20 protein-coding genes, 1 tRNA gene and 2 pseudogenes are annotated in these 24,183 nt (G+C 64.1%); 12 read left to right on the top strand and 11 right to left on the bottom strand.

The window, feature by feature from the left end:
• Nucleotides 1-9: 9 nt before the first annotated feature.
• The 3 genes from CY652_RS12465 to CY652_RS12455 all read left to right on the top strand — a co-directional run bounded on the left by CY652_RS12465 (nucleotide 10) and on the right by CY652_RS12455 (nucleotide 3,704).
• The gene (locus tag CY652_RS12465; protein WP_374703657.1) at nucleotides 10-1,119 is read left to right on the top strand and encodes an ABC transporter permease; all 1,110 of its coding nucleotides are present in this window, start codon (nucleotides 10-12) and stop codon (nucleotides 1,117-1,119) included.
• Entirely contained in the window at nucleotides 1,116-2,747 is a 1,632-nt protein-coding gene (locus CY652_RS12460) for an ABC transporter ATP-binding protein (RefSeq protein ID WP_102131015.1), read from the top strand. The genes CY652_RS12465 and CY652_RS12460 overlap by 4 nt, the downstream gene beginning before the upstream one ends.
• 126 nt (nucleotides 2,748-2,873) lie before the next feature.
• Complete coding sequence (locus CY652_RS12455) at nucleotides 2,874-3,704, top strand: C40 family peptidase (protein ID WP_308410385.1); 831 nt, start codon at nucleotides 2,874-2,876, stop codon at nucleotides 3,702-3,704.
• Between the two features lie 171 nt (nucleotides 3,705-3,875).
• Here CY652_RS12455 and CY652_RS12450 read toward each other — a convergent pair whose 3' ends face one another.
• Nucleotides 3,876-4,856 carry a patatin-like phospholipase family protein gene (locus tag CY652_RS12450; protein ID WP_374703656.1) on the bottom strand — a complete coding sequence of 327 codons (981 nt, stop codon included), beginning with the start codon at nucleotides 4,854-4,856 and terminating at the stop codon, nucleotides 3,876-3,878.
• Nucleotides 4,857-5,212: 356 nt separating this feature from the next.
• Between CY652_RS12450 and gltX the strand changes: the two genes are divergently transcribed.
• Together gltX and CY652_RS12440 are read left to right on the top strand one after the other, a co-directional pair.
• A complete protein-coding gene (gene gltX / locus CY652_RS12445; protein ID WP_102131013.1) occupies nucleotides 5,213-6,631 on the top strand; it encodes a glutamate--tRNA ligase in 1,419 nt (472 codons plus the stop codon).
• A gap of 136 nt (nucleotides 6,632-6,767) precedes the next feature.
• Nucleotides 6,768-6,843, top strand: a tRNA-Ala gene (locus tag CY652_RS12440).
• A 132-nt stretch (nucleotides 6,844-6,975) separates the two neighbouring features.
• Here the strand turns inward: CY652_RS12440 and CY652_RS24010 are convergent.
• Together CY652_RS24010 and CY652_RS12435 are read right to left on the bottom strand one after the other, a co-directional pair.
• Nucleotides 6,976-7,161, bottom strand: coding sequence for a hypothetical protein (locus CY652_RS24010; RefSeq protein WP_146010082.1), 186 nt, complete (start codon nucleotides 7,159-7,161; stop codon nucleotides 6,976-6,978).
• Nucleotides 7,160-7,319, bottom strand: a pseudogene (locus CY652_RS12435) (manganese catalase family protein); the annotation flags it as partial. The pseudogene CY652_RS12435 and the gene CY652_RS24010, both read right to left, overlap by 2 nt.
• 367 nt (nucleotides 7,320-7,686) lie before the next feature.
• Between CY652_RS12435 and CY652_RS12430 the strand changes: the two are divergent.
• Both CY652_RS12430 and CY652_RS12425 read left to right on the top strand, forming a co-directional pair.
• Nucleotides 7,687-8,565: a formate/nitrite transporter family protein gene (locus CY652_RS12430; RefSeq protein WP_258002292.1), complete on the top strand. Its 879-nt coding sequence runs from the start codon at nucleotides 7,687-7,689 to the stop codon at nucleotides 8,563-8,565.
• Nucleotides 8,566-8,668: 103 nt separating this feature from the next.
• Entirely contained in the window at nucleotides 8,669-10,966 is a 2,298-nt protein-coding gene (locus CY652_RS12425) for an FdhF/YdeP family oxidoreductase (RefSeq protein WP_102131012.1), read from the top strand.
• A gap of 180 nt (nucleotides 10,967-11,146) precedes the next feature.
• On the opposite strand, the gene CY652_RS12420 is transcribed toward CY652_RS12425, so the two are convergent.
• The 4 genes and pseudogenes from CY652_RS12420 to CY652_RS12405 form a co-directional block, all read right to left on the bottom strand.
• Nucleotides 11,147-12,055 carry a LysR family transcriptional regulator gene (locus CY652_RS12420; protein WP_102131011.1) on the bottom strand — a complete coding sequence of 303 codons (909 nt, stop codon included), beginning with the start codon at nucleotides 12,053-12,055 and terminating at the stop codon, nucleotides 11,147-11,149.
• A 163-nt stretch (nucleotides 12,056-12,218) separates the two neighbouring features.
• Nucleotides 12,219-13,370: pseudogene (locus CY652_RS12415) on the bottom strand (FAD-binding oxidoreductase); the annotation flags it as partial.
• 61 nt (nucleotides 13,371-13,431) lie between these two features.
• Entirely contained in the window at nucleotides 13,432-14,046 is a 615-nt protein-coding gene (locus CY652_RS12410) for a glutathione S-transferase family protein (protein ID WP_102131010.1), read from the bottom strand.
• A 223-nt stretch (nucleotides 14,047-14,269) separates the two neighbouring features.
• Nucleotides 14,270-15,052 carry an alpha/beta hydrolase gene (locus CY652_RS12405; protein ID WP_102131066.1) on the bottom strand — a complete coding sequence of 261 codons (783 nt, stop codon included), beginning with the start codon at nucleotides 15,050-15,052 and terminating at the stop codon, nucleotides 14,270-14,272.
• 400 nt (nucleotides 15,053-15,452) lie between these two features.
• On the opposite strand from CY652_RS12405, the gene CY652_RS12400 reads away from it, so the two are divergent.
• The 3 genes from CY652_RS12400 to infA all read left to right on the top strand — a co-directional run bounded on the left by CY652_RS12400 (nucleotide 15,453) and on the right by infA (nucleotide 17,157).
• Nucleotides 15,453-15,929, top strand: a complete 477-nt coding sequence (locus tag CY652_RS12400; RefSeq protein ID WP_258002291.1) for a hypothetical protein — start codon at nucleotides 15,453-15,455, stop codon at nucleotides 15,927-15,929.
• Between the two features lie 413 nt (nucleotides 15,930-16,342).
• Entirely contained in the window at nucleotides 16,343-16,546 is a 204-nt protein-coding gene (locus CY652_RS12395; protein WP_102131008.1) for a cold-shock protein, read from the top strand.
• A 341-nt stretch (nucleotides 16,547-16,887) separates the two neighbouring features.
• Nucleotides 16,888-17,157: a translation initiation factor IF-1 gene (infA, locus tag CY652_RS12390; protein ID WP_102131065.1), complete on the top strand. Its 270-nt coding sequence runs from the start codon at nucleotides 16,888-16,890 to the stop codon at nucleotides 17,155-17,157.
• A gap of 262 nt (nucleotides 17,158-17,419) precedes the next feature.
• Here the strand turns inward: infA and rpsU are convergent, their stop codons facing one another.
• Together rpsU and CY652_RS12380 are read right to left on the bottom strand one after the other, a co-directional pair.
• Entirely contained in the window at nucleotides 17,420-17,632 is a 213-nt protein-coding gene (gene rpsU, locus CY652_RS12385; RefSeq protein ID WP_102131007.1) for a 30S ribosomal protein S21, read from the bottom strand.
• A 345-nt stretch (nucleotides 17,633-17,977) separates the two neighbouring features.
• Entirely contained in the window at nucleotides 17,978-18,268 is a 291-nt protein-coding gene (locus tag CY652_RS12380) for a hypothetical protein (RefSeq protein ID WP_102131006.1), read from the bottom strand.
• 403 nt (nucleotides 18,269-18,671) lie between these two features.
• Between CY652_RS12380 and dbpA the strand changes: the two genes are divergently transcribed.
• Nucleotides 18,672-20,075, top strand: coding sequence for an ATP-dependent RNA helicase DbpA (gene dbpA, locus CY652_RS12375; RefSeq protein ID WP_102131005.1), 1,404 nt, complete (start codon nucleotides 18,672-18,674; stop codon nucleotides 20,073-20,075).
• A gap of 243 nt (nucleotides 20,076-20,318) precedes the next feature.
• Here dbpA and CY652_RS12370 read toward each other — a convergent pair whose 3' ends face one another.
• Nucleotides 20,319-22,148: a CocE/NonD family hydrolase gene (locus CY652_RS12370; protein ID WP_102131004.1), complete on the bottom strand. Its 1,830-nt coding sequence runs from the start codon at nucleotides 22,146-22,148 to the stop codon at nucleotides 20,319-20,321.
• A gap of 277 nt (nucleotides 22,149-22,425) precedes the next feature.
• On the opposite strand from CY652_RS12370, the gene CY652_RS12365 reads away from it, so the two are divergent.
• Nucleotides 22,426-22,884 (top strand): YaiI/YqxD family protein, encoded by a 459-nt coding sequence (locus CY652_RS12365; protein WP_102131003.1) that lies wholly within the window; start codon nucleotides 22,426-22,428, stop codon nucleotides 22,882-22,884.
• A 276-nt stretch (nucleotides 22,885-23,160) separates the two neighbouring features.
• Here the strand turns inward: CY652_RS12365 and CY652_RS12360 are convergent, their stop codons facing one another.
• A complete protein-coding gene (locus CY652_RS12360) occupies nucleotides 23,161-23,976 on the bottom strand; it encodes an IclR family transcriptional regulator (RefSeq protein ID WP_102131002.1) in 816 nt (271 codons plus the stop codon).
• Between the last annotated feature and the right edge of the window lie 207 nt (nucleotides 23,977-24,183).

Below are 24,183 nucleotides of genomic sequence, written 5' to 3'. Positions count from 1 at the left end.
ATCTTGAACCTGAAGCTCAAACGGGGCGAGGCCGGCGCCGGAGCGCGCGCGCAGCCGCCGGTGCCGGCCCTCGTGTCGCCGTCGCCGGCGCGGCGCGTCTGGCGGCGCTTCAGGCAGCAGCGCCTCGGCTACTGGAGCCTCGTCGTGTTCGTCGTCGCGTTCGCGGCCAGCCTCGCGGGGCCGCTCTGGTGCAACGACAAGCCGCTCGTCGTGCGCTACGACGGCCACTGGTATTTCCCGTTCGTGAAGGCCTATCCGGAAACGACGTTCGGCGGCGACTTCCCGACCGAGGCCGACTATCTCGACCCGTACGTCCGCCACCGCTTCGACGCGCCGGGCAATTTCGTGCTCTACGCGCCGAACCCGTACTACTACGACACGCTTAACTACTTTTCGAAGGCGCCGAACCCGGCGCCGCCGTCGCGGCAGAACTGGCTCGGCACCGACGCGAGCGGGCGCGACCTGTTCGCGCGCCTGCTGTACGGCTTTCGCGTGTCGGTCGAGTTCGCGCTCGTGCTGACGGCCATCGGCACGGCGTTCGGCATCGTGGCGGGCGCCGTGCAGGGCTACTTCGGCGGGCGGATCGACATCGTGGGACAGCGGCTCATCGAAATCTGGAGCGCGCTGCCCGAACTCTATCTGCTGATCATCTTCTCGTCGATCTTCGAGCCCGGCTTCATCCTGCTGATCGTGCTGCTCTCGCTGTTCGGCTGGATCGGGTTGTCCGACTACGTGCGCGCCGAGTTCCTGCGCAACCGCAACGAGGACTATGTGCTCGCCGCGCGGGCCATCGGGTTGTCGAGCTGGCAGATCATCTGGCGCCACGTGCTGCCCAACAGCCTCACGCCCGTCATCACGTTCCTGCCGTTCCGGATGAGCGGGGCGATTCTTGCGCTGACGAGCCTCGACTTCCTCGGCCTCGGCGTGCCGCCGCCGACGCCGAGCCTTGGCGAACTGCTCGCCGAGGGCAAGGCGAACCTCGACGCCTGGTGGATCTCGCTCTCGACGTTCGGCGTGCTCGTGGCGACGCTGCTGCTGCTCACGTTCATGGGCGACGCGCTGCGCAACGCACTCGACACGCGCATGGCCGAGACGATGCGCGCCGGAGGCCAGTCATGAGCGCTCCGTCGGGCGATGTGGCAAGCGCGCCGGACGAGCCGCTGCTGTCGATCGAGAACCTGGACGTGCGCTTCGGCGACACGCTCGCCGTGCGCGACATGACGCTCGCCGTCGGCCGCGGCGAGCGCGTTGCGCTCGTCGGCGAATCGGGCTCGGGCAAGACCGTGACGGCGCTGGCGATCCTGCACCTGCTGCGCGAGGCGCAGGTGACGGGCGCGATCCGCTTCGACGGCGCGGATCTGTTGGAAAAGAGCGAGCGCGAGATGCGCGAATTGCGCGGCAGCGAGATCGCGATGATCTTCCAGGAGCCGATGAGCGCGCTCAATCCGCTCTACACGATCGGCGAGCAGATCGCGGAGACGATCGTGCTGCACGACGGCGTGACGAAGGCCGAGGCCAGCCGGCGCACGGTGGCGCTGCTCGAGCGCACCGGCATTACCGAGCCCGCGCGGCGCGCCGGCCAGTATCCGCATCAGCTCTCGGGCGGCCAGCGGCAGCGCGTGACGATCGCGATGGCGCTCGCGTGCCGGCCGCGCCTGCTGCTCGCCGACGAGCCGACGACGGCGCTCGACGTGACGATCCGCGCGCAGATCGTCGAGCTGCTGCTCGAGCTTCAGCGCGAGGAGGCCAGGCGCCGCGGCATGGCCGTGCTGCTGATCACGCACGACCTGAACCTCGTGCGCCATTTCGCGCAGCGGGTCGCGGTCATGGAGCACGGGCGTCTCGTCGAGAGCGGGCCGGTCGGGCAGATTTTCGGGGCGCCGCAGCATCCGTACACGCAGCGTCTGATCGCAAGCCGTCCCGAGCGCGGCGCGCTGCCGGTCCTGCCGATCGCGCCGGTGCTGCTCGAGGCGAAAGACGTGTCGGTCGAGTTCGCGACGAAGCTGCCGGGCTTTGCCGGCTGGTGGCGTCGCGGCCGGTTCCGCGCGCTCGACGGCGCGAGCGTCGCCGTGCGCCAGGGCGAGACGCTCGGCATCGTCGGCGAATCGGGCTCGGGCAAGTCGACGCTCGCGCTGGCGATGCTGGGATTGCAGCGCACTACGCACGGCGAGATCGAATTTCAGGGGCGACCGCTGGCCGATTACCGCGGCCCCGAAAAAATGGCGCTGCGCGCGAATCTGCAGGTGGTTTTTCAGGATCCGTTCAGTTCGCTTTCGCCGCGGCAGACCGTCGAGCGCATCGTCGGCGAGGGACTCGCGCTGCACCGGCCGCAGCTCGACGACGACGCGCTGCGCAGCCGCGTCGTCGCGGTGCTGCGCGAAGTCGGTCTCGACCGCACGGCGCTCGGCCGCTATCCGCACGAATTTTCGGGTGGCCAGCGCCAGCGCATCGCCATCGCGCGGGCGCTGGTGCTGGAGCCGCGCGTGATCGTGCTCGACGAGCCGACGAGCGCGCTCGACGTGTCGATCCAGCAGCAGGTGCTGAAACTGCTGACCGGGCTGCAGCACAAATACAACCTCGGCTACGTCTTCATCAGCCACGACCTCGAGGTGATCGGGGCGATGGCGCACCGGGTCGCGGTTCTGCAGAACGGGGTCATCGTCGAAACCGGGGAGGTGGCGCAACTTTTTGCTGCGCCAGCTCATCCTTACACGCGAAAGCTTCTGAAAGCTTCGCTCGGCGGCTGATTTTTCACCAATTAGGTGCGTCTCCCGATTGTATTTTTCTATTTGTTTTGACACACAAATACTTACTGGCTAGTATCGACGCAACATTTCTTAACCATCTGATTTGCGGGCAATTTTTACCTGGCAATGCAGCATCGATACCTAACCCGTGTTTGCGCACGCGCCGTCGCCGGAGTGTTTGTTGGCGTCATGATGGGAGCAACTTCCGGTGCGTTTGCCGACGAAGCCAGCAACTTGAGCCAGTCCGCACCATCTTCGACCGCGTCGTCGCCAGTTCAGGACGCAAACGTTTCCTCGCCCCGGCAGTCTTCGCAGTTGCAGGCCGTGTCGAATTCCGCGCCTTCGAATTCTTCGAACGATATTTCGATTAACTCGAACAACAGTAGCCAGCAGCCGTCCCTCCAGTCCGCCACGCTTTCCACCTCCGCAGGCAACGATGTGCCGCCTCCGCCGACGGGCCTGACCCACGGCGGTGCAAAGGCATTCCTGTCCGGCATGGCCGGCAAGGCCGGCGACGTCGTCGTCGGCGCGCTGAACATGATCGGCGTGCGCTATCGCTGGGGCGGCAACACGCCGGATTCGGGGCTCGATTGCAGCGGCTTCGTGCGTTACGTGTTCCAGGACACGCTGGGCCTCGACTTGCCGCGCCGCGCCGAGGAAATGAGCCGCGTCGGCGAGAAGGTCCGCATGAGCGACCTGAAGCCGGGCGACCTCGTGTTCTTCAACACGATGCGCCGCACGTTCTCGCACGTCGGCATCTACATCGGCGACAACAAGTTCGTGCATTCGCCGTCGACGGGCAGCACGATCCGCGTCGACGATCTCGACAATGGCTACTGGGAAAAGCGTTTCACCGGTGCGCGCCGGATCGAGACGAGCTACCCGCAGCAGCAGGAACTCAAGCAGCGCGTGAGCCTGTCGATTGGCGCCAACACGAACGGCAACGGCAACAACTGATCGCGTCGTTCGTCCCGTTTTGGCCGGTTCGTTTCCGCCCGGCATGAAAAAAAGCCCGCTTCTTCGCGAAGCGGGCTTTTTCGTTGTGGCCGTCGCGGTTCGCGATTCGCGGATGGGCCGGGCCGCGGCATTCGTCCGGGGCGCGCGTTACGAGGCGACCCCTGCGGCGAATCAGGCGGCGAGCCGGCTGGCCGCCAGCTTGCGCTGCAGTTCGGGCATGATCTGCGCGGCTGCTTCTTCACCTGCGAGGATCGCCGCGTTGCGCTGGCTGAAGTCGCTGCTGCTCATCGCATTCAGGTTCGGGCGGATGACGACGTCGGCGTATTTGTCGAGCTCGTAGGACTTGATCGTCTGGCCCATGATCGTGAAGGTTTGCAGCAGCAGGTCGAACGAGTTTTGTGTGGCCGCCGTTTCGGGGCGCGCGGAAATGTCGACGGCGATGACGAAGTCGGCGCCCATCTTGCGCGCGAATGCGGCCGGCACGGGGCTTACCAGGCCGCCGTCGACGTACTCGTGCTCGCCGATCGTCACCGGCTCGAAAATCGACGGAACGCTGCACGAGGCACGCACGGCGATGCCGGTGTTGCCGCGCTGGAAGAGGATCGGCTCGCCGGTGCGCAGGTCTGTCGCGACGATGCCGAGCGGCTTGTTCATCTTCTCGATCGGCCGGTTGTCGAGCGTCGCGTTCAGATAATTCTCGAGCGCCACGCCCTGCAGCAGGCCGCGTAGCCGGAACGGCAGGGCCCAGTCGCTGATCGACGTTTCGTCCATCGACAGCGCGAGCTTGTTGAGCGCGAAGCCGTTCATGCCGGAGGCGTAGAGCGAGGCGACGACCGAGCCCGCGCTCGTGCCCGACACGAGATCGACGGGGATGCCGTGGGCTTCGAGCCCCTTGATGACGCCGATGTGGGCGAAGCCGCGCGCGGCGCCGCCGCCGAGCGCGAGGCCGACGCGGATCGGGCGAGGCGCGCGGGCGAGCGGCGGCGTGGTTGCCGGCGGCGCGGACGGCGTGACGCTGGCGGTGCGGGTGCCCGCGGTCGTGCAGGCGGCGAGGATGCTCGAGGCGGCCGCCAGCGAAAAGTTGCGGCGGCTCAGGCAAGGGGGTAGCGGGTGTGACGGCTTCAACAAGTTCTCCTGCAGCGGCGCGCGGATGTCCCGATGAGCATTGCACGCCGCAATTCCAGCGGAGCGGTTGCCGGTGGCCGCCGTCCGGTGCCGCCCGAACGGCAGCGCGCGCACATCATAAAACAATCGTTCCGGGCGCTGCACAATGCGTCCGCGCGCGCCGGCAGCGGGCCGAAGCCGCGCCTCGCGGGTATAATCCGCTCTCGAATTTTCGCGGATGGTCCGTGCTTTCGCGGATCGTCCGTTCGCACCCGCGCGCCGCCATGGCATGACATTCGCCGCCAGGCGGGATCGTCGCCGGCATGCGCTCCGGGCGTCCGCTGTCCGCCGTGCGAGCGCCGCCGACGCGCAACGTCACGGCGCCGTCCTTCGAGTAACCGTCCATGACCACCTCCGTTCGCACCCGCTTCGCCCCGAGTCCCACCGGCTTCATCCATCTCGGCAACATTCGCTCCGCGCTTTATCCGTGGGCGTTCGCGCGCCGCAACAAGGGCGTCTTCATCCTGCGGATCGAGGACACCGATCTCGAACGTTCGACGTCGGAATCGGTCGACGCGATTCTCGAAGGAATGGCCTGGCTCGGCCTCGACTTCGACGAGGGCCCGTTCTACCAGATGCAGCGCATGGACCGTTATCGCGAAGTGCTCCGGCAGATGACGGAGCAGGGGCTCGCCTATCCCTGCTACATGTCGACCGGGGAACTCGATGCACTGCGCGAGCGCCAGCGCGCGGCCGGCGAGAAGCCGCGTTACGACGGCACGTGGCGCCCCGAGCCCGGCAAGGTGCTGCCGACGCCGCCGGCAGGCGTCGAGCCCGTCATGCGCTTTCGCAATCCGCTGACCGGCGTGGTGGCATGGGACGACGCCGTGAAGGGACGCATCGAGATCTCGAACGAGGAGCTCGACGACCTCGTGATCGCGCGGCCGGACGGCACGCCGACCTACAACTTCTGCGTCGTCGTCGACGATCTCGACATGCGCATCACGCACGTGATTCGCGGCGACGACCACGTGAACAACACGCCGCGCCAAATCAACATCCTGAAGGCGCTCGGCGGCGAGCCGCCCGTCTATGCGCACCTGCCGACCGTGCTCAACGAGCAGGGCGAGAAGATGAGCAAGCGCCACGGCGCGATGAGCGTGGTCGGCTATCGCGATGCCGGCTATCTGCCCGAGGCGGTGCTGAACTATCTGGCGCGCCTCGGCTGGTCGCACGGCGACGCCGAAATTTTCACGCGCGAGCAGTTCGTCGAGTGGTTCGATCTCGAGCATCTCGGCAAGTCGCCGGCCCAGTACGACCACAACAAGCTGAACTGGCTGAACAACCACTATCTGAAGGAAGCCGACAGCGCGAGGCTCGCGGCATTGTCGAAGCCGTTCTTTCTGCGGCAGGGTATCGACGAGGCGGCGCTCGCGAAGGGGCCGTCGCTCGACGCCGTGATCGCGCTGCTCAAGGATCGCGCATCGACGATCGGCGAGATCGTCGAGAACGCATTGCTGTTCTATCGCGAGCCGAACCCCGAGCCCGAGGCGCTGGCCCAGCATCTGACCGACGCGGTGCGTCCGGCGCTGGGCGATCTGCTGGCCGCGTTTCGTAGCGCCGAGTGGACGAAGGAGGGCATCGCGGCCGCGTTGAAGGCGACGCTCGCGGCGCACAAGCTCAAGATGCCGCAACTCGCGATGCCGGTTCGCCTGCTGGTGGCGGGCACGACGCATACGCCATCGATCGACGCCGTGCTCGCCCTGTTCGGGCGCGACGTGGTGATCGCGAGAATGGAGCGGGGATTGTCGACGGGCACCTGAGTCCGGCGGCCGTTTCGGCTTGGGCCGTCACGTGCGCGAAATCATGTGGGCGAAAGACGGGGGAAATGAAGCGCAGCGTATTAAGGGTATTTACAAGCGCGGAATTGGTCTCTATAATCTCGTTTCTGTTCTGCAAGGGGGTATAGCTCAGCTGGGAGAGCGCTTGCATGGCATGCAAGAGGTCAGCGGTTCGATCCCGCTTACCTCCACCATCAGATGGTCCGCAGAACACCAGAGAAGTCCGGAAAGCCCTGAGCAATCGGGGCTTTGTCTTTTCCGCCGTCCCTTTTCTTCCGCCCGGTTCCGGTGTGTTCCTGCATGGGCGTGTATCTCGCGGCGTACCCTCAAATGGGTTTGCCGCTATTCGCGTTTTGAGGTGCGCCATGGGCCTGCTCACCGGTCGTCAGATCCGGTCCGCTTTGCATCGTCCCGCCGAAATCCCAGGCTGATTGCCGCCTGGGCGTGCCGGCGAATCGGGCCGATGTGCCCTCCTGCGCGAACGTAACGCCGCCCTCATTCTGGACATCCATAGATAACCTTCGCGCGTGCTGCGGCAACAATGTTGGAGCGCAGATCCGCGGCCGGCTCGCCGATCGTGTCGATATATGCCGCCGTCCACGGCGCGCCGCCCGTATAGCAGCGACGTGATGTGGGAATCATTGCCACTACCGGTTATAGACCTAAACAGATATATAGGAAACCTTATAGATTAGGGTGCGATACGTGCCGCGCGGCGAAACAGCCACCTGCCGGCTACAACGTACCCGATATCACGGGCTCGGGTCGCAGCACAGCGACTCTGGCGTGTGCGCGGCCGCTACCCGTGCATGAAAGAAGCGGTGCAGGCAAGGCTGGCAGCACGCGGCGTTCCTGGCGCCGGGCCAGGTGCCGCGGCCCATCACAGGAACCGTCAGGCACAGGGAGAGGCAACCCGGTGTCCAACTCGATCGGCACGTCCATTGCTGTGCATGGGGGCGGCGTGCCCGCGCGCGCTGTCCGCGATGCTGCCGCGCGTCGTATACGGTGAATTGCAGTACTGCCAGAGGAGAATCGCAGTGGCGAGCCCACCCACGGGACAGGACCGGCAGCCCGCGGGGCATACGTCTCCGCACCTGACCAACAAGGAGCGCGATCAGGCGGACGCCCACAGTACGCCGCGCGCGCTGGTCGTCCACGAGATCATCCGGCAGGAGGGCGAGACAGCGCTCAGACGGGACACGTTGGCGCTGCTGTGGTCGGCGCTCGCGGCAGGATTGTCGATGGGATTCTCGTTCCTCACGCAGGCCGTGCTGGAAACCAGGATGTCGCCGCCGGCCAGCGGTGCGTTCTCGCTCGTGGGCGCAGCGGGCTATTGCGTCGGTTTTGTCATCGTCGTGCTCGGGCGGCAACAATTGTTCACCGAAAGCACCCTGACCGTCATCCTTCCCGTTTTGACGCACCGGGACGCGCGCACGCTCCTGGCCGCGCTGCGGTTGTGGATCATCGTGTTGTGCGGAAATCTGGCCGGTACCTGGATCTTTGCGGGGATTCTTCTCCTGCCGACACCATTCACCGCGCGACTCGCTCCCGCGCTGTCGGCGCTCGCGCAGTCCAGCCTGCAGCCGGCAGGTTTCGCTTCGACGACATTGAGGGCCGTGCTGGCCGGCTGGCTCATCGCATTGATGGTCTGGCTTTTGCCCAATGCGCGGTCGGCCGCGGTGCTCATCATCGCGGTCGTCACCTATGTCGTTGCGATATGCGAGCTCTCTCATGTCATCGCCGGTTCGACTGAAGCTGCGTACCTGGTCCTGGGCGGCGGCGCGGGATTCGCGGACTATCTGGGGCGCTTCCTGGCTCCGACGCTGCTCGGTAACACGATCGGCGGCGTCGCGCTTGTCGGACTGTTGAACCACGCGTCGATCGCGCCCGAGATGAGCGGGCGCGGCCAAACCTGAAGTGCGTGTCGATGCCGGTCAATCGCGGCTGATGCGCGGCCGGCCGCTTTCCGGATGTGCCGGGTGTCTCTCGCCTATAGACTTTCAACCCAAAGGTGTTGCAATGGCAGACAACAAGGAACGGATTGCCCGATATGACGGGCCCGCCGGCGGCTGGGGATCGGCTAAGGCCGTGGCCGGTATCCTGATGCAGGAGCACGTCGTTCTGCACGGCACGAAGCTGCTGACGAAGCAGAACAAGCCCGATGGCTTTCAGTGCGTCAGTTGCTCGTGGGCCAAACCCGGCGAGCCTCACCTGTTCGAATTCTGCGAGAACGGCGCAAAGGCCACGGCGTGGGAAGTCACGGCGCGCCGCGCGCCGCCGGAATTCTTCGCAGAGCATACGTGTAGCGAACTCGAGACGTGGAGCGATTTCCACCTGGAAGGACAGGGTCGTCTCACTGAGCCGATGCGGTGGGATGCTGCAACGGACCGGTATGTGCCGGTGACGTGGGAAAGTGCGTTCGACGAGATTGGACGGGAACTGAATCAACTGCCTCCGAACGACGCAGTCTTCTACGCTTCGGGCCGCGCATCGCTCGAAACGTCTTACATGTATCAGCTCTTTACGCGGATGTACGGGACGAACAACCTTCCCGACAGCTCCAACATGTGCCATGAGACGACTTCCGTTGCGTTACCGCCCGCAATCGGCGTCGCGGTCGGTACCGTCACGCTGGAAGACTTCGAGCACACCGATTGCATCCTGTACCTGGGTCACAACGTCGGTACCAACGCGCCGCGGATGCTTCACCCGCTGCAGGCCGCGCGCAAGCGCGGCGTTCCGCTGATTGCGTTCAATCCGGTCCGGGAGCCGGGTCTGGTGAAGTTCGTCAACCCTCAGTCGCCGATGGAGATGCTCACGCCGATGGCGGCGACCGCGATGAACTCGCAGTTCGTCCAGTTGAAAATCGGCGGCGATTCAGCCGTATTGGCGGGGATGTGCAAGCACGTCCTCGATGAGGACGAGAAGGCCAGGCAGGCGGGTACAGGCCGGGTGATCGACGTCGACTTCATCGCGGAGCATACCCGTGGATTCGAGGCCTTCCGTGACTCCGTCAGGCAGGCTGCCTGGGAGGAGATCGAGCTTGTCTCGGGGGTTAGCCGCGCTGAGATCGGGCAGGCAGCGCGCACTTACATGCACGCGCGCGCGGCTATGGCGTTTTACGGCATGGGGCTTACCCAGCATCGGAAAGGCGTTCACAACATCCAGATGCTGACCAATCTGCTGTTGCTCAAAGGCAATATGGGTCGACCTGGCGCGGGCATTTGCCCGGTGCGGGGGCACTCGAACGTCCAGGGGCAACGTACGGTCGGGATTACCGAAAAGCCCGAGCTCGTGCCGCTGGACCAACTGAAGAAACAGTACGGATTCGAGCCGCCGCGCGACAAGGGGCTGGATACGGTGCAGACGTGCGAGGCCGTTATCCAGGGCAGGGTCAAGGCATTCGTGATGCTGGGAGGCAACTTCGTGCGTGCAGTTCCCGACACCGGGCAGGTCGAGCCGGCATGGCGCAGGTTGCGGTTGACCGTCAATGTCGTGACGAAATTTAACCGGAGCTGCCTCATGCACGGCGAGGTCTCGTACGTTCTGCCGTGCCGTGGCCGCATCGAGATCGACAGGCAGGCGACCGGCGAGCAGGCCGTATCGATCGAGGACTCCACCGGGTGCTACCACGGGTCCCGCGGTTTTCACGAGCCCGCGAGCGAGCACCTGCTTTCCGAGCCCGCCATCGTTGCGGGCTTGGCGAAGGCGACGCTAAAGGGAAAAAGCGCCGTCGACTGGGACGCCTGGGTGGGCAACTACGGCCTGGTGCGGGACGCGATCGCGCAAACGTATCCGGAAATCTTCGCGAACTTCAACCGGCGCCTGTGGGAGCCGGGCGGTTTTCATCGTCCGATTGCCGCGCGGGAGCGGAAGTGGAACACGGCCAACGGCAAAGCCAATTTTTTCGCAGTGAGCAGTTTGCGGGAAAATCCCGACATGCCGGAGACGAGCGATTCCCGGGTGGTGCAATTGATGACTACGCGGGGCGACAGCCAGTTCAACACCACCGTGTATGGCCTCGATGATCGTTTTCGCGGAGTATGGGGCACGCGCAGCGTCCTGTTGATGAACCGTAGCGACATGGCGAAACTGGGCGTCGAGGAGGGGGCTCTGCTGAGAGCGGAAACCATCGCGCACGACGGGATTGTCAGAACGGTGGCCGGACTGCGCGCGACCGGTTTCGACATCCCGGCCGGATGCGCCGCTGGTTACTATCCCGAGCTCAACGTCCTCGTTCCGGTCTGGCACTGCGCCGAGGGCAGCCATGTCCCGGCGACAAAGTCGATCCCTATAAGGGTGTTGCGGGACGAATAGGTCGATACCGGAGCGGGCCAAAGGGAAAATTCCGCAACCTGTCCGGAAACTCGCCGCGGATGGGTATCCCCCGGTTTCGTAAAGATAGCCCGTCTGCCGAGACCACGGAACGATCGCCAGCTCCGCCGCTTAAACCGGGGTAACGATGTTGGCCGACGTCGGCGTTATGGAACATGGGCGTCACAAAACATTCCATAGCGGCGCCTTTGCCCTGAGCGTTTCGACGGCCAGATCGAGAAAGGCCCGTACTTTCTGATTGACATGCCGGCCTTCGCGATGGATCACATGAACCGGCAACGGGTCGAACTCGTAGTCGGCCAGCACGACGCGTAGCGTGCCCTCCGCCAGTTCCTGCACGATCTGGTACGAGAGCAGCCGTACGATGCCCAGTCCCGCCAATCCGGCGGCGATGGCGGAGTCGTTGGTCGTGGTGATGAGGCGCGGCTGGATCGGGACGGCAAGCGTTCGCCCATCGACGCGGAAGCGCCATTCCGGCGACGGCGTGAGACCTGTTCCCTGAATGGTGACGTGGGAATCGAGATCGTCGGGATGTTGCGGTGTCCCGTGCGCTTCGAGGTAATCCGGAGAGGCGCAAAGCAGGTGCCGCACCTTGCCGACGGCAACGGCCTGCAGCGAGGAATCCGGCAGTTTGCCGATGCGGATTCCGACGTCGACTCCTTCGTCGACGAGATTCACGATGCGGTCGAGAAACCAGCAATCGAGGTTGACGGCAGGGTAGCGCGTCAGATAATCGTGAGCGATCGGCACGAGATACCTCTTGCCGAACAGGACCGGCGCCGTGACGGTCAACTGGCCACGCGGCGTCGCGTTGACACTGGCCGCGGAAAGTTCGGCCGCTTCGATCTCCGTGAGAATCCGGCGGCTATCCTCGAAGAATCGCGCACCCGCTTCGGTGACCCGTACGACGCGCGTGGTTCGCGTCAGCAGGCGCACGCCGAGGTGCTGCTCGAGTTCCGTCACGACCCGGGTGATCACCGACGGCGAGACCTTCAGCTTGCGCGCGGCGGACGCGAAGCCTTCCGTTTCGACGACGGTGACGAAGATGGTCATTGCCTGATGCTTGTCCATGTCGGAATCGAGGATGGGGAAGTGTCCAGGGGCATCCGCGCCCGGCCGAGAAACGCGGCTCGACGGGCGGTCGGCCGTCAACCATAACAGTATCCGCGAGCGGCTCCCGGCCCGCTCAAAGATCGAGCTGAAGACGTTTGCCGCCACCCGATTCCGGGCTCGCGGGCTGGTCGCTGCCGGGCGGCGTAACGCGAATGGGCAGATGCTGACCCGCGGCGTGCGGCATGAGGCCGGCGCCCTCGACCGGTTCGAGATGAAATGAGCGAATCGCCGTGTTTTCATCGACGACCTTCGCGACCTTGAACGGTCGTCACGGATCGGCAGGTGCGGAAGCCTTCAGGCGACGCGCCGCTTCGTCCCAGCTACCTGTCATCAGCGCATTCGGCGACCACCCGTCGGCCCCGAATTTCCCGCGTAGCGGCAGCGCGTTCGCGCGATAGACGATGCGCCGCGGGGTGACGTGCCACAGCCGCTCCGCGCCCTGAAACGCGGCGATTTCCGCAGATTCCAGATCGACAGTCGCGTCTCCCGTCAATTGCACGACGTCGCCCGTCGTGAAGTCGACGAACACGAGTCCTGCGCGTGGATTGACGAGAAAATTGCCGAGCGTGGCGAAGAACAGATTGCCCGCGAAGTCCGGCACGGCGAGTCTGCCGTCTTCACCAATGCGCACGAATCCGGCCTTGCCGCCGCGATGCGATACATCGACCTGACGGCGACCTCCGTCGCCCGCATACGACGCGACGAAGAACGTATCGGCTGTCTCGATCATCGCCTGCGCGCGGGCGGTCAGTCCGTCGAGTTCCTTCGCTTCTACGTCGGAGACGATGGCAGGATCGCGAACGAATCCGACATCGCGGAGCTGGATGTATCGCGGACAGTTGCCGAAAGCCTGTGCCACATGAACGTCGAAACCGCGCGCCGTGATGTTGCGGATGTTGCCGTTCAGACGGTTGCGACGGCGCGTATGCAGTTCGATTCCGAGCAGGCCGATGGCCGCGCCTTCATGAAGGCCCGGCGCCGCGGGATCGTGCGCATCGGCGCTGACGTCGAGGTGCAGGATCTTTTCGTTCGGCGCCTGCATGAAGCCCGGCTTGCCGCACGCGAAGGTTGCCCACACGTCGCCGTCGTCGTCAACCGCGCCGACCGCCACGAACGGCAACTTCCCGTAGAAGGCCCGGTGCTGCTCCGGCATGTGGTCGCGGACGACGCGTTGCCCGATATCGTGCATCTTCGCCGCCGCGCCGGCTTTTTCTTGCAGCGCCAATTCGCCCGGGTGCCAGGGCGAAGGTGTCCCACTGGAAGTCGTGCTCATGATGGTCCTGTTGCCCAGGCTGGACGGAGAGCACCGATGGCTCTCCCGGCAATAGACGCGGTCAGACGGCGGCGAGGCCGGCGGGCGTCTTGCCGAACTCGACGAAGCCGGGCAGCGCTTCCACGCGGCGCAGCCATGCGTTGACGTTCGGGTAGAACGACAGATCGACGTTGCCCTCGGGAGCGCGCGCGATATAGCTGTACAGCGCGACGTCGGCGATCGTCGGACGCGCGTGGACGATGAATTCGCGTCCCGTCAGCGTTTCGTCGATCAGCTTGATGACCCTGTGCGCGCGGGCGATGACCTCCTCGGCGTTGTACTTCGCGCCGAATACGGTAATCAGCCGCGCCGCGGCCGGACCGAACGCGATCTCGCCGGCGGCGACGGACAACCAGCGTTGAACGGCCGCTTCAAGAACCGGCGTTGGCGGCAGCCAGTCCGTCTTGCCGAACCTGCGGGCGAGGTAGACCAGAATTGCGTTCGAGTCGGGGACGGCAATGTCGCCATCGACCAGCACGGGTACCTGGCCAAACGGGTTCAGCTTCAGGAATGCAGGAGATTTGTGCGCAGCCGCGGCCAGGTCGACTTCGATCAGTTCGTGCTCGATGCCCAGCAGCGAGAGAAACAGGCGGGCGCGATGCGAGTGGCCGGACAGCGAATGGGCGTAAAGCTTCATGGCGATTTCCTCTGGTCGGGGCACCGGGACGTCCCGGGCGCTTGAGAGGAAAGTCTATGGACGCAGGGCGTACAGGAGAATCCCTCGCCAGGTGAATTGATCCTTCTCGCAACGAGAACAGTGGCCCAAACAATCGGCGGTCTGTCCGGTGCGACCGCTGCGATCGCTGCGATCGCCAGGTGGAAGAGCGAAGCGGGACGCCTCAATCGTCGCGCACGGGATCTTACGGCTGCGCGCCGGCCGCCTCGAGGATGAGATTCGCGACTTCGGCCGGATGCGAGAGCAGCGACACATGGCTCGAATCGATCTCGATCGTGTGCGCTTTCATGCGCTTCGCCATGAATCGCTCGAGGTCCGGGTTGATCGTGCGGTCCTCGGTGGATACGGCGTACCAGGTCGGCTTGTCGTGCCAGGCGGCGACCGTCGTCCTGGCCATCGTGATCGCCTTGCCCATCGGCTGCTGCTCTGCGTAGTAGACGCGGGCTTCCGCGACCGGCAGATCGCCGGCGAAGTCTTTCTCGAACGCCTGTTCCGACAGCTTGCCATAGCCGTCGGACGACCACTGCAAGCCAGCCGACGCAGGCGCGGCCGGAAATTTCTTCGTCAGGGCCGGGTAGTCTTCGCCGGCATCCGGCGCGCGCGCCGCGATGTACACGAGGCCCGCGACCTTGGGGTCGTCGCCGGCCTGGCTGATCACCATGCCGCCGTACGAATGCGCGACAAGCAGGGTCGGGCCGTCCTGCTGCGCCAGCGCACGCTTGACTGCGTCGACGTCGGCGTCGAGCGACGTGGTCGGGTTCTGTACCGACGTCACGTGCAGGCCCTTCGCCTGCAGCAGCGGAATCACCCTGGCCCAGCTCGAGCCGTCTACGTACAGGCCGTGCACCAGTACAACGTTCCTGATGGTGGTGGACGGGCCGGCCGCGTTGCTTTGGGCAAACACGGGGGACGTGCTCAGCAGGGCTGAGCAAAAGATGCCGCCGAGCATCAGCGAATTCAATTTCATCATCGTTCTCCAGGGGGATTCGTTAACGCTTCGGGCATACGCTCTTCCTCGACACGGCGAGCGGATGGGCGCACCGTATTCAGGTCGTTGTCCATTTGCCGGCGTACGAATGAGTGAACAGCGGATTGCGGGGTTTATTCCACCGGGGCGCGTTAATTTTTGGCGACAGGTGTGCCGCTGTATTGACGGGCGTGCTGGCCGCGCGTCGAGACCGGCGACAGTCCGGCCTGGTTTGGGAGGAGTCCGTCACGTGGATGCGTGCGGAAGAGGGGCGTCTGGCATCACAGTTGCGGACCGGACTCGCATAAAATGACGGTCCAGTCATTTCTGCATCGGTGAATTTCCGATTTCCCGATCAACGCACGGACGAATGAACACAACTAGCGATTCGATGCCCGACATGGACGACACCGCCGATTCGGCCATCCACGAAGACCGGTTCTGGCGCGACGGCGGATGGACGTGCCGGGTGATCAAGAACGAGGACGATGACGGCTGGGCCGTCGAGATGACGAAGCATGGCGAGGCGGAACCCGCACTGGTGGGCCCCTGGACGATGGGGCGGGACAAAAGGAACCCGAAGCCGCTCGACGTTTCCGCATTCAATACGCTCGTCAAGACGGCATCCGAAGTGCTGCGTCGCCATGAGCAGCAGTTGCGGGCGGTGCTTCATAAACAGGTATGGGTCGATTCGGCGGGCGACCGGATCAGCGTGACGCTCGATATCGTGCCCGACGAAGACGATCCGCACGCGATCCTTGCGGCCGAAAATGCTTCCGGCGAATTGCTCGCCAGGGTTCGCGTTGCGCCGGTATTCAAGCTGACAGTCGGAAGCGCGCAAGACTGGATGGAAAGCGGCTACGCGAAGCCACGCTGAACGTCGCGGTGAATTCGCCTGTGCGGTGGGCGACGTACGGGCCGGGTGCAGTTTGCGGTCTCCGCGGCGGCAGGCGCTTCGGCGGCGCCTGTATAGGTGGCCGCGGGGCGATCCGTTCCGTCTGCATTCCGATTTCGCGCAGGCTGCCGCCATGGCCCGGGCGATCCGGGCGACCCGGGCGCGCACGATGGATGGCCCCCACGGCCCCTTTGCCGTTGGACGAGGCGAAACTTGACGAGGCGGGCCAAGACGTGTATCGTTGTCCGACGAAGTCATCAAGAAGCTTGACAGCTTATCCTTTGGCACCTTCCACGGTGTTCGCTGGCCTTTCCCCTCCTTGATTCTTTTTAGTCTCGCCTGTGATACGAGAGGCGAGGGCTTCGCTATTCTCTCTAGCGCCTTAAGGAAATTTAATGGATACCGGTATTGTCAAATGGTTCAACGATAGCAAGGGTTTTGGCTTCATCACGCCGGACAAGGGTGGCGACGACCTGTTCGCGCATTTCTCGGAAATTCGTGGCGATGGCTTCAAGACGCTCGCCGAAAACCAGAAGGTGAGCTACGAAGTCAAGCGCGGCCCCAAGGGCCTGCAGGCATCCAACATCACGCCGCTGTAAACTCCCGTCCGAAAGCCCCTGGCGCCGTTTCAGGTGCCGGGCTGGCATGACAGGGTGTTTTGGGGCAATACTCGCCCTTGTTACTGGCGCCGATTGTTCGGTACGGCGCCCGTTTCGCTTTTGTGGTGAGCGTCCCGCGTATACGTGCGGGCACAGGTCGGCCTGTGCCCGATCAGGCGGGGCCTGGGCGACTTGCCTGAGTTCTGGCCTCTTGATTTGCCGCTTCGTGACCATGGGGCATGTTACGGTCAGATCCGGGTTAAGCATGATCCCGCAGGCCGGTGGCGCGCATAACGTGCGTCGTCGCGGCTACGGTCAATTACCTTGATGGGAGGAACGGGTTGGCAAAGGAGGAACTGCTGGAACTGGAAGGCGTGGTGGATGAGGTGCTGCCGGATAGCAGATACCGTGTCACGCTGGAAAATGGCATTGTCGTCAATGCCTACGCATCGGGGCGCATACGCAAGCATCACATCCGCATTCTCGCGGGCGATCGCGTCACACTGGAGCTGTCGCTCTACGATCTGACCAAAGGCCGTATCAACTTTCGGCATAAGGACGAGCGACCCTCGGCGTCACCGTCCCCCAACGGGTTCAGCCGCCGCCGCTGAGTCGGGCCGGCTGCCTGGGCCGGCTGACGGACGCTCGTTCGTCAGCTATTCGCGGAAGCATCATTCACAGGCTCGACGCATCCAGTCGGTGATGGCCCCGTCGTTGATCGGCGGCCGTCGGGCGGCCGCTCGCGCCGCGTTCAGCGAAAAATCCCACGTCGGCAATTCAGGCGAGAGGGGGACTGGCCGTCCATGGTCGAGATGACTGGCGGCGCATCCCCGTCATAACTGTTTGCCGCAAGCTGGCGGCAAACCCTCTCGTTCAATACCGCTTTTTAGGCGGCAATGACCGCCGGATCTGCTTGCGCAGGCGTGCCACCGCGGCGGCCTTCTTGCGTTTGCGTTCTGCCGTAGGTTTTTCATAGGCTGTCCGGGCACGAAGCTCCTGAATCAGGCCAGTACGCTCGATCGCCCGGCGGAAGCGGCGCAATGCAACTTCCACGGGCTCGTCGGGTTTCAAAATTACGGTAGTCAAATTTTTCCTTTGTTGAGGTCCGGTAGTCATGGCGAATGGTGATGCCGTTACCGGTTCGGCCGAGGCACGGACCAATTACAGGGCAGCGATGGAGCGGATAGCAGTGCGCATCGGCAACGCTTTTGCATCTACCTCGCAGCGGCGTGAGTGTAACAAACTGTCGGCTCTTGTCACCGGCTTCCGATGGCGGGAACGACACGAAAAAAACTTGCTGTCCTCCTGAATGAATTTCAGCAGGCCTATTTTATCCGTGCTCGTGTCGAATCCTTGTGACGATGGCGGCACATGCCGGAAGCCGATAACCGGCCCCGCCCGGTTTCAGGCCGTATTGACCGGAAGCCTCCATTACGCCTCACGCTCCCAGACCGTGGTGGTCGACGGGCACGTGTCGATCAGGTGTTCCGCGTAGGCCGTCGATGCGCGGCGCGCATCCCCCAGGTTCTGAAACGGCTTCTCGACCGCGAGCCGGAAAACCCGGCTGCGCGGTATGACGGTTCCATCATCCGGCTCCTGGATGCGGACGGCCGCATCGAAACCTTCGTCGTAGTTGTGCGTGAAGCCTTGCCTCGTGGCCCGACGCGGATAAACCAGCGGATGGACTTCAAGCCCGTGGTATAGGATGAAATTGCCTGCCATGGATAATCTTTCCTGGCCGCCACTCGGCGGCGGAATCCGGATGAAATACAGCGCGCCAGATAGGTGGCGCGTTGCTGCTATGAGGGACTGCTTCCCGGCGCCCGACCTGGAATGGCGAGCGGAAGCTGCAGATGGTGTGTCCATCCTACGCGCTTCCGCGTCGTTGTCCAGTGAAGGTTTGTATCGGGGAGATTTTGCCGACAATGTCGGGCATATTCCAGAACCGCCCCGGCAGATGTCCGGACCGTGCGAGCGGCCACCGCGAAGGTAATGGGTTATTCGGGGCAGCGTATATGATGGAGGATTGGCTTGCTTGCCTGGGTCCGTGCATAGGCACGGGCGCAGCTTTCCGGTTATCACGCTGCAACAGCGATACTTCGTTCATCCAAAGGGACGTCAAGAGATGTCAGAAAAATCCACCGCTACGTCCTTCACCTTCAGTCAGCTTGCGCTTCCGCCCGCCGTGCTTGCCAATCTCGCACAGCTCGGCTATGCCGCCATGACGCCTATCCAGGCTGCGAGCTTGCCCATTGCGCTGGCGGGGCACGACCTGATTGCGCAGGCGAAGACCGGTAGCGGCAAGACTGCAGCCTTTTCGCTCGCGTTGCTCGCGCGGCTCGATCCGCGTCGCTTCGTCGTCCAGGCCCTGGTGCTATGTCCGACGCGCGAACTGGCCGATCAGGCGGCGCAGGAAATCCGCCGCCTCGCGCGCGCGGAGCAGAACGTCAAGGTGCTGACGCTATGCGGCGGGACGCCGATGGCGCCGCAGACGGCGAGTCTCGAGCACGGCGCGCATGTCGTCGTGGGCACGCCGGGGCGCATCATGGACCATCTGGAGCGCGGCAGTCTCGCCATCGGCGCGCTGAATACGCTCGTACTCGACGAAGCGGACCGGATGCTCGACATGGGCTTCTTCGACGATATCGCGACGGTCGTCCGTCATTGCCCGAAGGAGCGCCAGACATTGCTGTTCTCCGCCACCTACCCGGACGGCATCGTCAGGTTGAGCCGGCAGTTCCTGCGCAACCCGAAGGAAGTCAAGCTCGAAGAACGTCACGACGACAGCAAGATCCGCCAGCGCTTCTACGAAGTGACCGAGGACGAGCGGCTGCACGCGGTCGGCATGCTGCTGAATCACTATCGTCCGGTGAGCACGCTCGCGTTCTGCAATACGAAGCAGCAATGCCGGGACCTGCTCGACGTGCTGCGCGCGCAGGGTTTTCACGCGCTGGCGTTGCATGGCGAACTGGATCAGCGCGAGCGCGATCAGGTGCTGATCCGGTTTGCGAACCGGAGCTGTTCGGTGCTCGTTGCGACCGACGTGGCGGCGCGCGGCCTCGACATCGCGCAGCTCGAAGCCGTCATCAACGTCGACGTGACGCCCGACCCGGACGTGCACGTGCATCGCATCGGTCGCACGGGCCGCGCGGACCAGGAAGGCTGGGCGCTGAGTCTCGCCAGCATGAGCGAGATGGGACGCGTCGGCGCCATCGAGCAGGCACAGGGCCGCGAGGTCGAATGGCATCGGCTGGCCGAACTCGATGCCGTTGGCGACGAGCCGCTCTCGCCGCCGATGGAGACGCTGCAGATTCTGGGCGGCCGGAAAGAAAAAATTCGTCCCGGCGATGTGCTGGGTGCGCTGACGGGCGAAGCGGGCTTCAGCGGTTCACAGATCGGCAAGATCAACGTGACCGAGTTTTCGACCTACGTGGCGGTGGAGCGGAGCATTGCACGCGACGCGCTGCGCAAGCTCGGCGCGGGGAAGGTCAAGGGCAAGAAGGTGAAGGTTCGTCTGATGGACGAATAGCATCGGTATCCGTACGCGTCGGCGTGCGGTGGAACGCTCTTTCCACGGGACGGTCGGCGATACATCAACGTGTCGCACATGGCCTGATTGTCGATCACGACTTCGCGCAGGCTCCGATAGCGGCGGTCGGGCGAGTCGACCCCGGTCGACGTCGACCGGACCAACATGCCGTTGCGCTTGCCGGCCATCGCGGGCCGGCCAATGAGACCTGCCTCGATCGCGAGAGCGGCGTACCGCTTCATTTCAATGTTGAAGGACGGGGACGGACAGTCCGGACGGATGGTCGCCGTCGGCGACGACGGTCAGGGCGGCCGGCTGTCCCGGCGGAATTTGCGCGAAATGGTCGCTGTCGGTCTGCGCCAGACTCAGGACCAGTCGGCTGCCAGCTGAGAGTTGCCACGAGATCGGATGCAGCGGAATTTTCAGGTTGACCGGGACGCGTAGCGGCACCGGCTCGTAATCGTTCAGGGCGAAGCTTCGGTACGTCCAGCTTGCGACGTACGGGTCGTCGGACGGACAGGACTTTCGGTGCCCGGCCCGGAGCATGCCTTCGGTGATGTATCGGACGGTGCCGTCGGCCTCCTGTTCCGACAGATAGGCAAAGAGCGCGAAATCCTTTTTGTCCGACTCGACCCAGATGTCGAGTTCGACATGGCCGGCGATGATTCGATCTTCGGCAACCGGCTCGGACTTCAGCGTGAGCATCGCGTCGATCTGGCGGTCCCAGTCCGGGTAATAGTCCCGGCAGTCGATCGCGGCGATTCGCTCGTAACGGGTGTGGTTGCCGCTGCCGGTCGCGAAGGTCGGTGCGACCACGAGGCTCCCGCCGCCTTCCACGTGCAGCGAATCGAGCGCGAGATGCCAGTCGGCGGCGGGTTGCGGGGGCCAACCCGATGCCGCGTGCCACTTCTCGTCCTTGAGCGCGAAGTAGTGCACGCTCTGCTCGTGTTGATAGCCGTTTTCGCGGCCCTTCAGATACTTGTCGAAGAAGCGCAGAATCTCCGCGTAAATATTGAATTCCGGCAATTCGGCGTTGCGCCATGGCGAGTGATTGATGCGCGCGCCGTGGTCCCACGGGCCGATGAGAAGATGGCAGTGCTGATTGGTTTTTCCGAGCGTCAGGAAGCGGGCGATCGATCCGTTGGTGTAGCCGCAGCCGTCCATCCAGCCGCAGACGGATAGCACGGCGACATCCGGCCTGATGCCTTCCCGATACCAGTAGGGACTGATTGCGCCGGAGTGGAAATGCTCATCGTAGACGTACGGGTTTTCGCGAAACTCCAGTCTGTCCATGTAGTCGGGCATGTAGAAATTGCTTCGATGCTCCGCCAGTGCCTTGCGCAGTTCCGTTTTCTCCGCGTCGCCGTCTGTCGGCGCCGGGCCGACCAGGTTGGGGTCCTTGTAGTAGGCGAATTTTCTCAGTTGGTCGACATCGGCCGTGTCGAGCGCGATCGACATGTCTCCGTATAGAAAAGCCAGTTTGTTCTGGTACACACCGCCCGGGTAATAGTGGTCGGCGTACGTGTCCCAGACGCCCGAGATCGGCGCGATAGCCCGTACTGCGGGGTGTCCCGTGCTCGCGAGAAAGTCGGACGCCGCGCCCAGATAGGAAATGCCGGTAGCGCCGACCAACCCGTTCGACCATTTTTGCGCGATGACCCAGTCTACGATTTCGCGAGAGTCCTCACGCTCCTTCGGCGACCGGAAGCTATCGCGCGTGCCGAAGCTCGCGCCGGTACCCCGGACGTCGACGACGACCAGGGCGTAGCCGTGAGGAACGAAAATATCGCGGTACGCAGCGGCATTCGGCGAGTTCTCGCCGTTCCCGGCATTCCCGAGTTCCCAGCGGCGGTAATAGGGCGTGAAAACGAGTATCGCCGGAAATTTCGCATTGGCTGCCTCGGCCGCCGATTGCGGGACGTAGACATCCACCGCCAGTTTGCAGCCGTCGCGCATCGGGACGTAAACCGACTGCGGTTTGGCCGGCAAACGGTATGCCGGTTGCCCGGCTTGCTTCAAGTACTCGCCTGGATGGATTCGCCACGCCAGACCGTTGGTTTCGCGATCACTCATGAGTTTCTCTTGATGTCATAGGGGCAGCGCGAATCGTTCGGTTCTCATGGTCCCATCATAGGAGTCCAAATCGCGCGAATCTTGTCTGCGGCGCACGCCGATCGTGACGATTTCGGCACAACGGGCCGGGTGCGGCGATACGCATGGAGAGATCGATCGATGGTGCCGCGTTCGCGCTCCGTCCGGAGAAAGCCCCGGCTTGCGTGGCGGTTCCGGGTCGAGCAAGGGCGGCAGGCAGTAATATGACCGCTCCCGCCTTCTAACTGGAAATAGCGCGATGCAAGTGCTGGTTGATGCCGATGCCTGCCCGGTTGTCGTCAAGGACATGTTGTTTCGGGCCGCGCGGCGTGTCGAAGTGTGCGTCACGCTGGTCGCCAACCAGTATTTGCGTACGCCGCCTTCTCCCTTCATCAGGGCGCTGCAGGTGCCGGTGGGCTTCGACGCCGCCGACGACCGTATCGTCGAGCTGGTCGGGAGCGGCGACCTCGTGATCACGGCCGATATCCCGCTTGCCGCTGCTGCTCTGGACAAGGGCGCCTATGTGCTCGACCCGCGCGGAAGCTGGTTTAGCCGCGAGAACATCCAGGAGCGTCTGACGATGCGCGAGGTGATGGATCAGCTTCGCAGTTCGGGCGTCGAGACCGGCGGTCCGGCCCCGTACACCCCGCACGACAGCAAGGCGTTCGCCGGACAACTGGACCGGTTTCTCGCGCGCCATGGGGCGCGGCCCGTTTGAGTCGCCCAGTCAGCCGCCCGGGAACATTCGGCGAAAAAATTCGGCGAACGTTCGCGCGCGTGTCGAGACAGGTCGGGCGCATGGTTTGTCCGTCGCCCGCGTCGGCGCGGGCAGCGTACACGGTGACGATTGCCCCGGTTTTCCCGGCCTCTTCGCGCTCTCCGATCAGGCGAAAACGACAAACCTTTCGCGCGGCCAACCCTCGCCGATTCGATTCTCTTGCCGGGCGACGCGGACTTTCTACGCGATTTCTACGCGAACCGGCGGAGAAAAACGCTAGATACCCAGGAACTGGATCATCGCCCGGATCGCATGGGACGTCGAATTCAGCATCTGCGACGCCTGCTGCAGGTCGCTTCGCATGGCATCGATACCGTCGGCGAAGAAGCGGTGGGGCCCGGTGAGAACGATTGCGCCCACCGCGCGACTGGAGGGGGCGGCGAGGCGCGTGCCGATGGCGCATATTCCGGTCACGTTTTCGTTCCGGTTGGTCGCCCATCCGCGTTCCCGGACCGCTTCCAGCTCGGCATAAAGCGCGGCGCGGTCCTGGACCGTGGATGCTGTGCGGGCCGGGTAGGGCGGAAGCCCGAGCAGCGCATCGCGCTGTTCCGGCGTGCGGTCGCTCAGCAGTATCTTGCCCGAGACCGACGCATGCAGCGGGGCCGTCACATTGGTATCGAAATAAGGCGTGACGCTGTAGTTGCCCGCGACGCAATCCACGATGACCCGGCTGTCTCCCAGGAACGCGATGAGCAGCACGGACGGGCCGTGGCGTTCCTGGAGCTCGCGCATGAGCGGGGCCGTGTCGCGGCGTAACCGGTTCAGCGGATGCTCCAGCGGAAGCGGGCACACGGCGCGCGGGGTGGGGCGATAGAGGGATCCCTCCCGGTAGACATAACCGGCAAGGTCCAGCGATTGCAGCAGACGGTGGCACGTGCTGGTGGGCAATCCGACGCTTTCCGCGATCTCCTGCAGGTTCAACGGCCGGCCGGCCTCATGCAGCCGGGAAAGAATGGTCAGTCCTCTGGCCAGCGCACCGGATTCTGCTTCGCGCCGCTCGGCGACGCCTTCATGCCTGTTGACGACGGCCATGGTCGGCGGGGTCCGTGTGAGAAAGGGCAGAGCCGGGGAAAGACGGCAACTGTCGCATTACGCAGATTTGCATATATGAATTGCTTGGTTGGGGCGCCCTGCGGCAGGCTCTTAGAATAAAACGGAAATTTTATTCCGAAATTTTCAAATATTTTACCGATATTTCGTGCTGCAGGGTGGAAGACAGGATCGACGGGCGGGGCCGAG

It is taken from the genome of Burkholderia sp. WAC0059 (genome assembly GCF_002870125.1).
GTDB lineage: Bacteria > Pseudomonadota > Gammaproteobacteria > Burkholderiales > Burkholderiaceae > Paraburkholderia.
The sequence above is the reverse complement of the archived record's forward strand: the minus strand, read 5'-3'. Positions and strand labels throughout refer to the sequence as shown.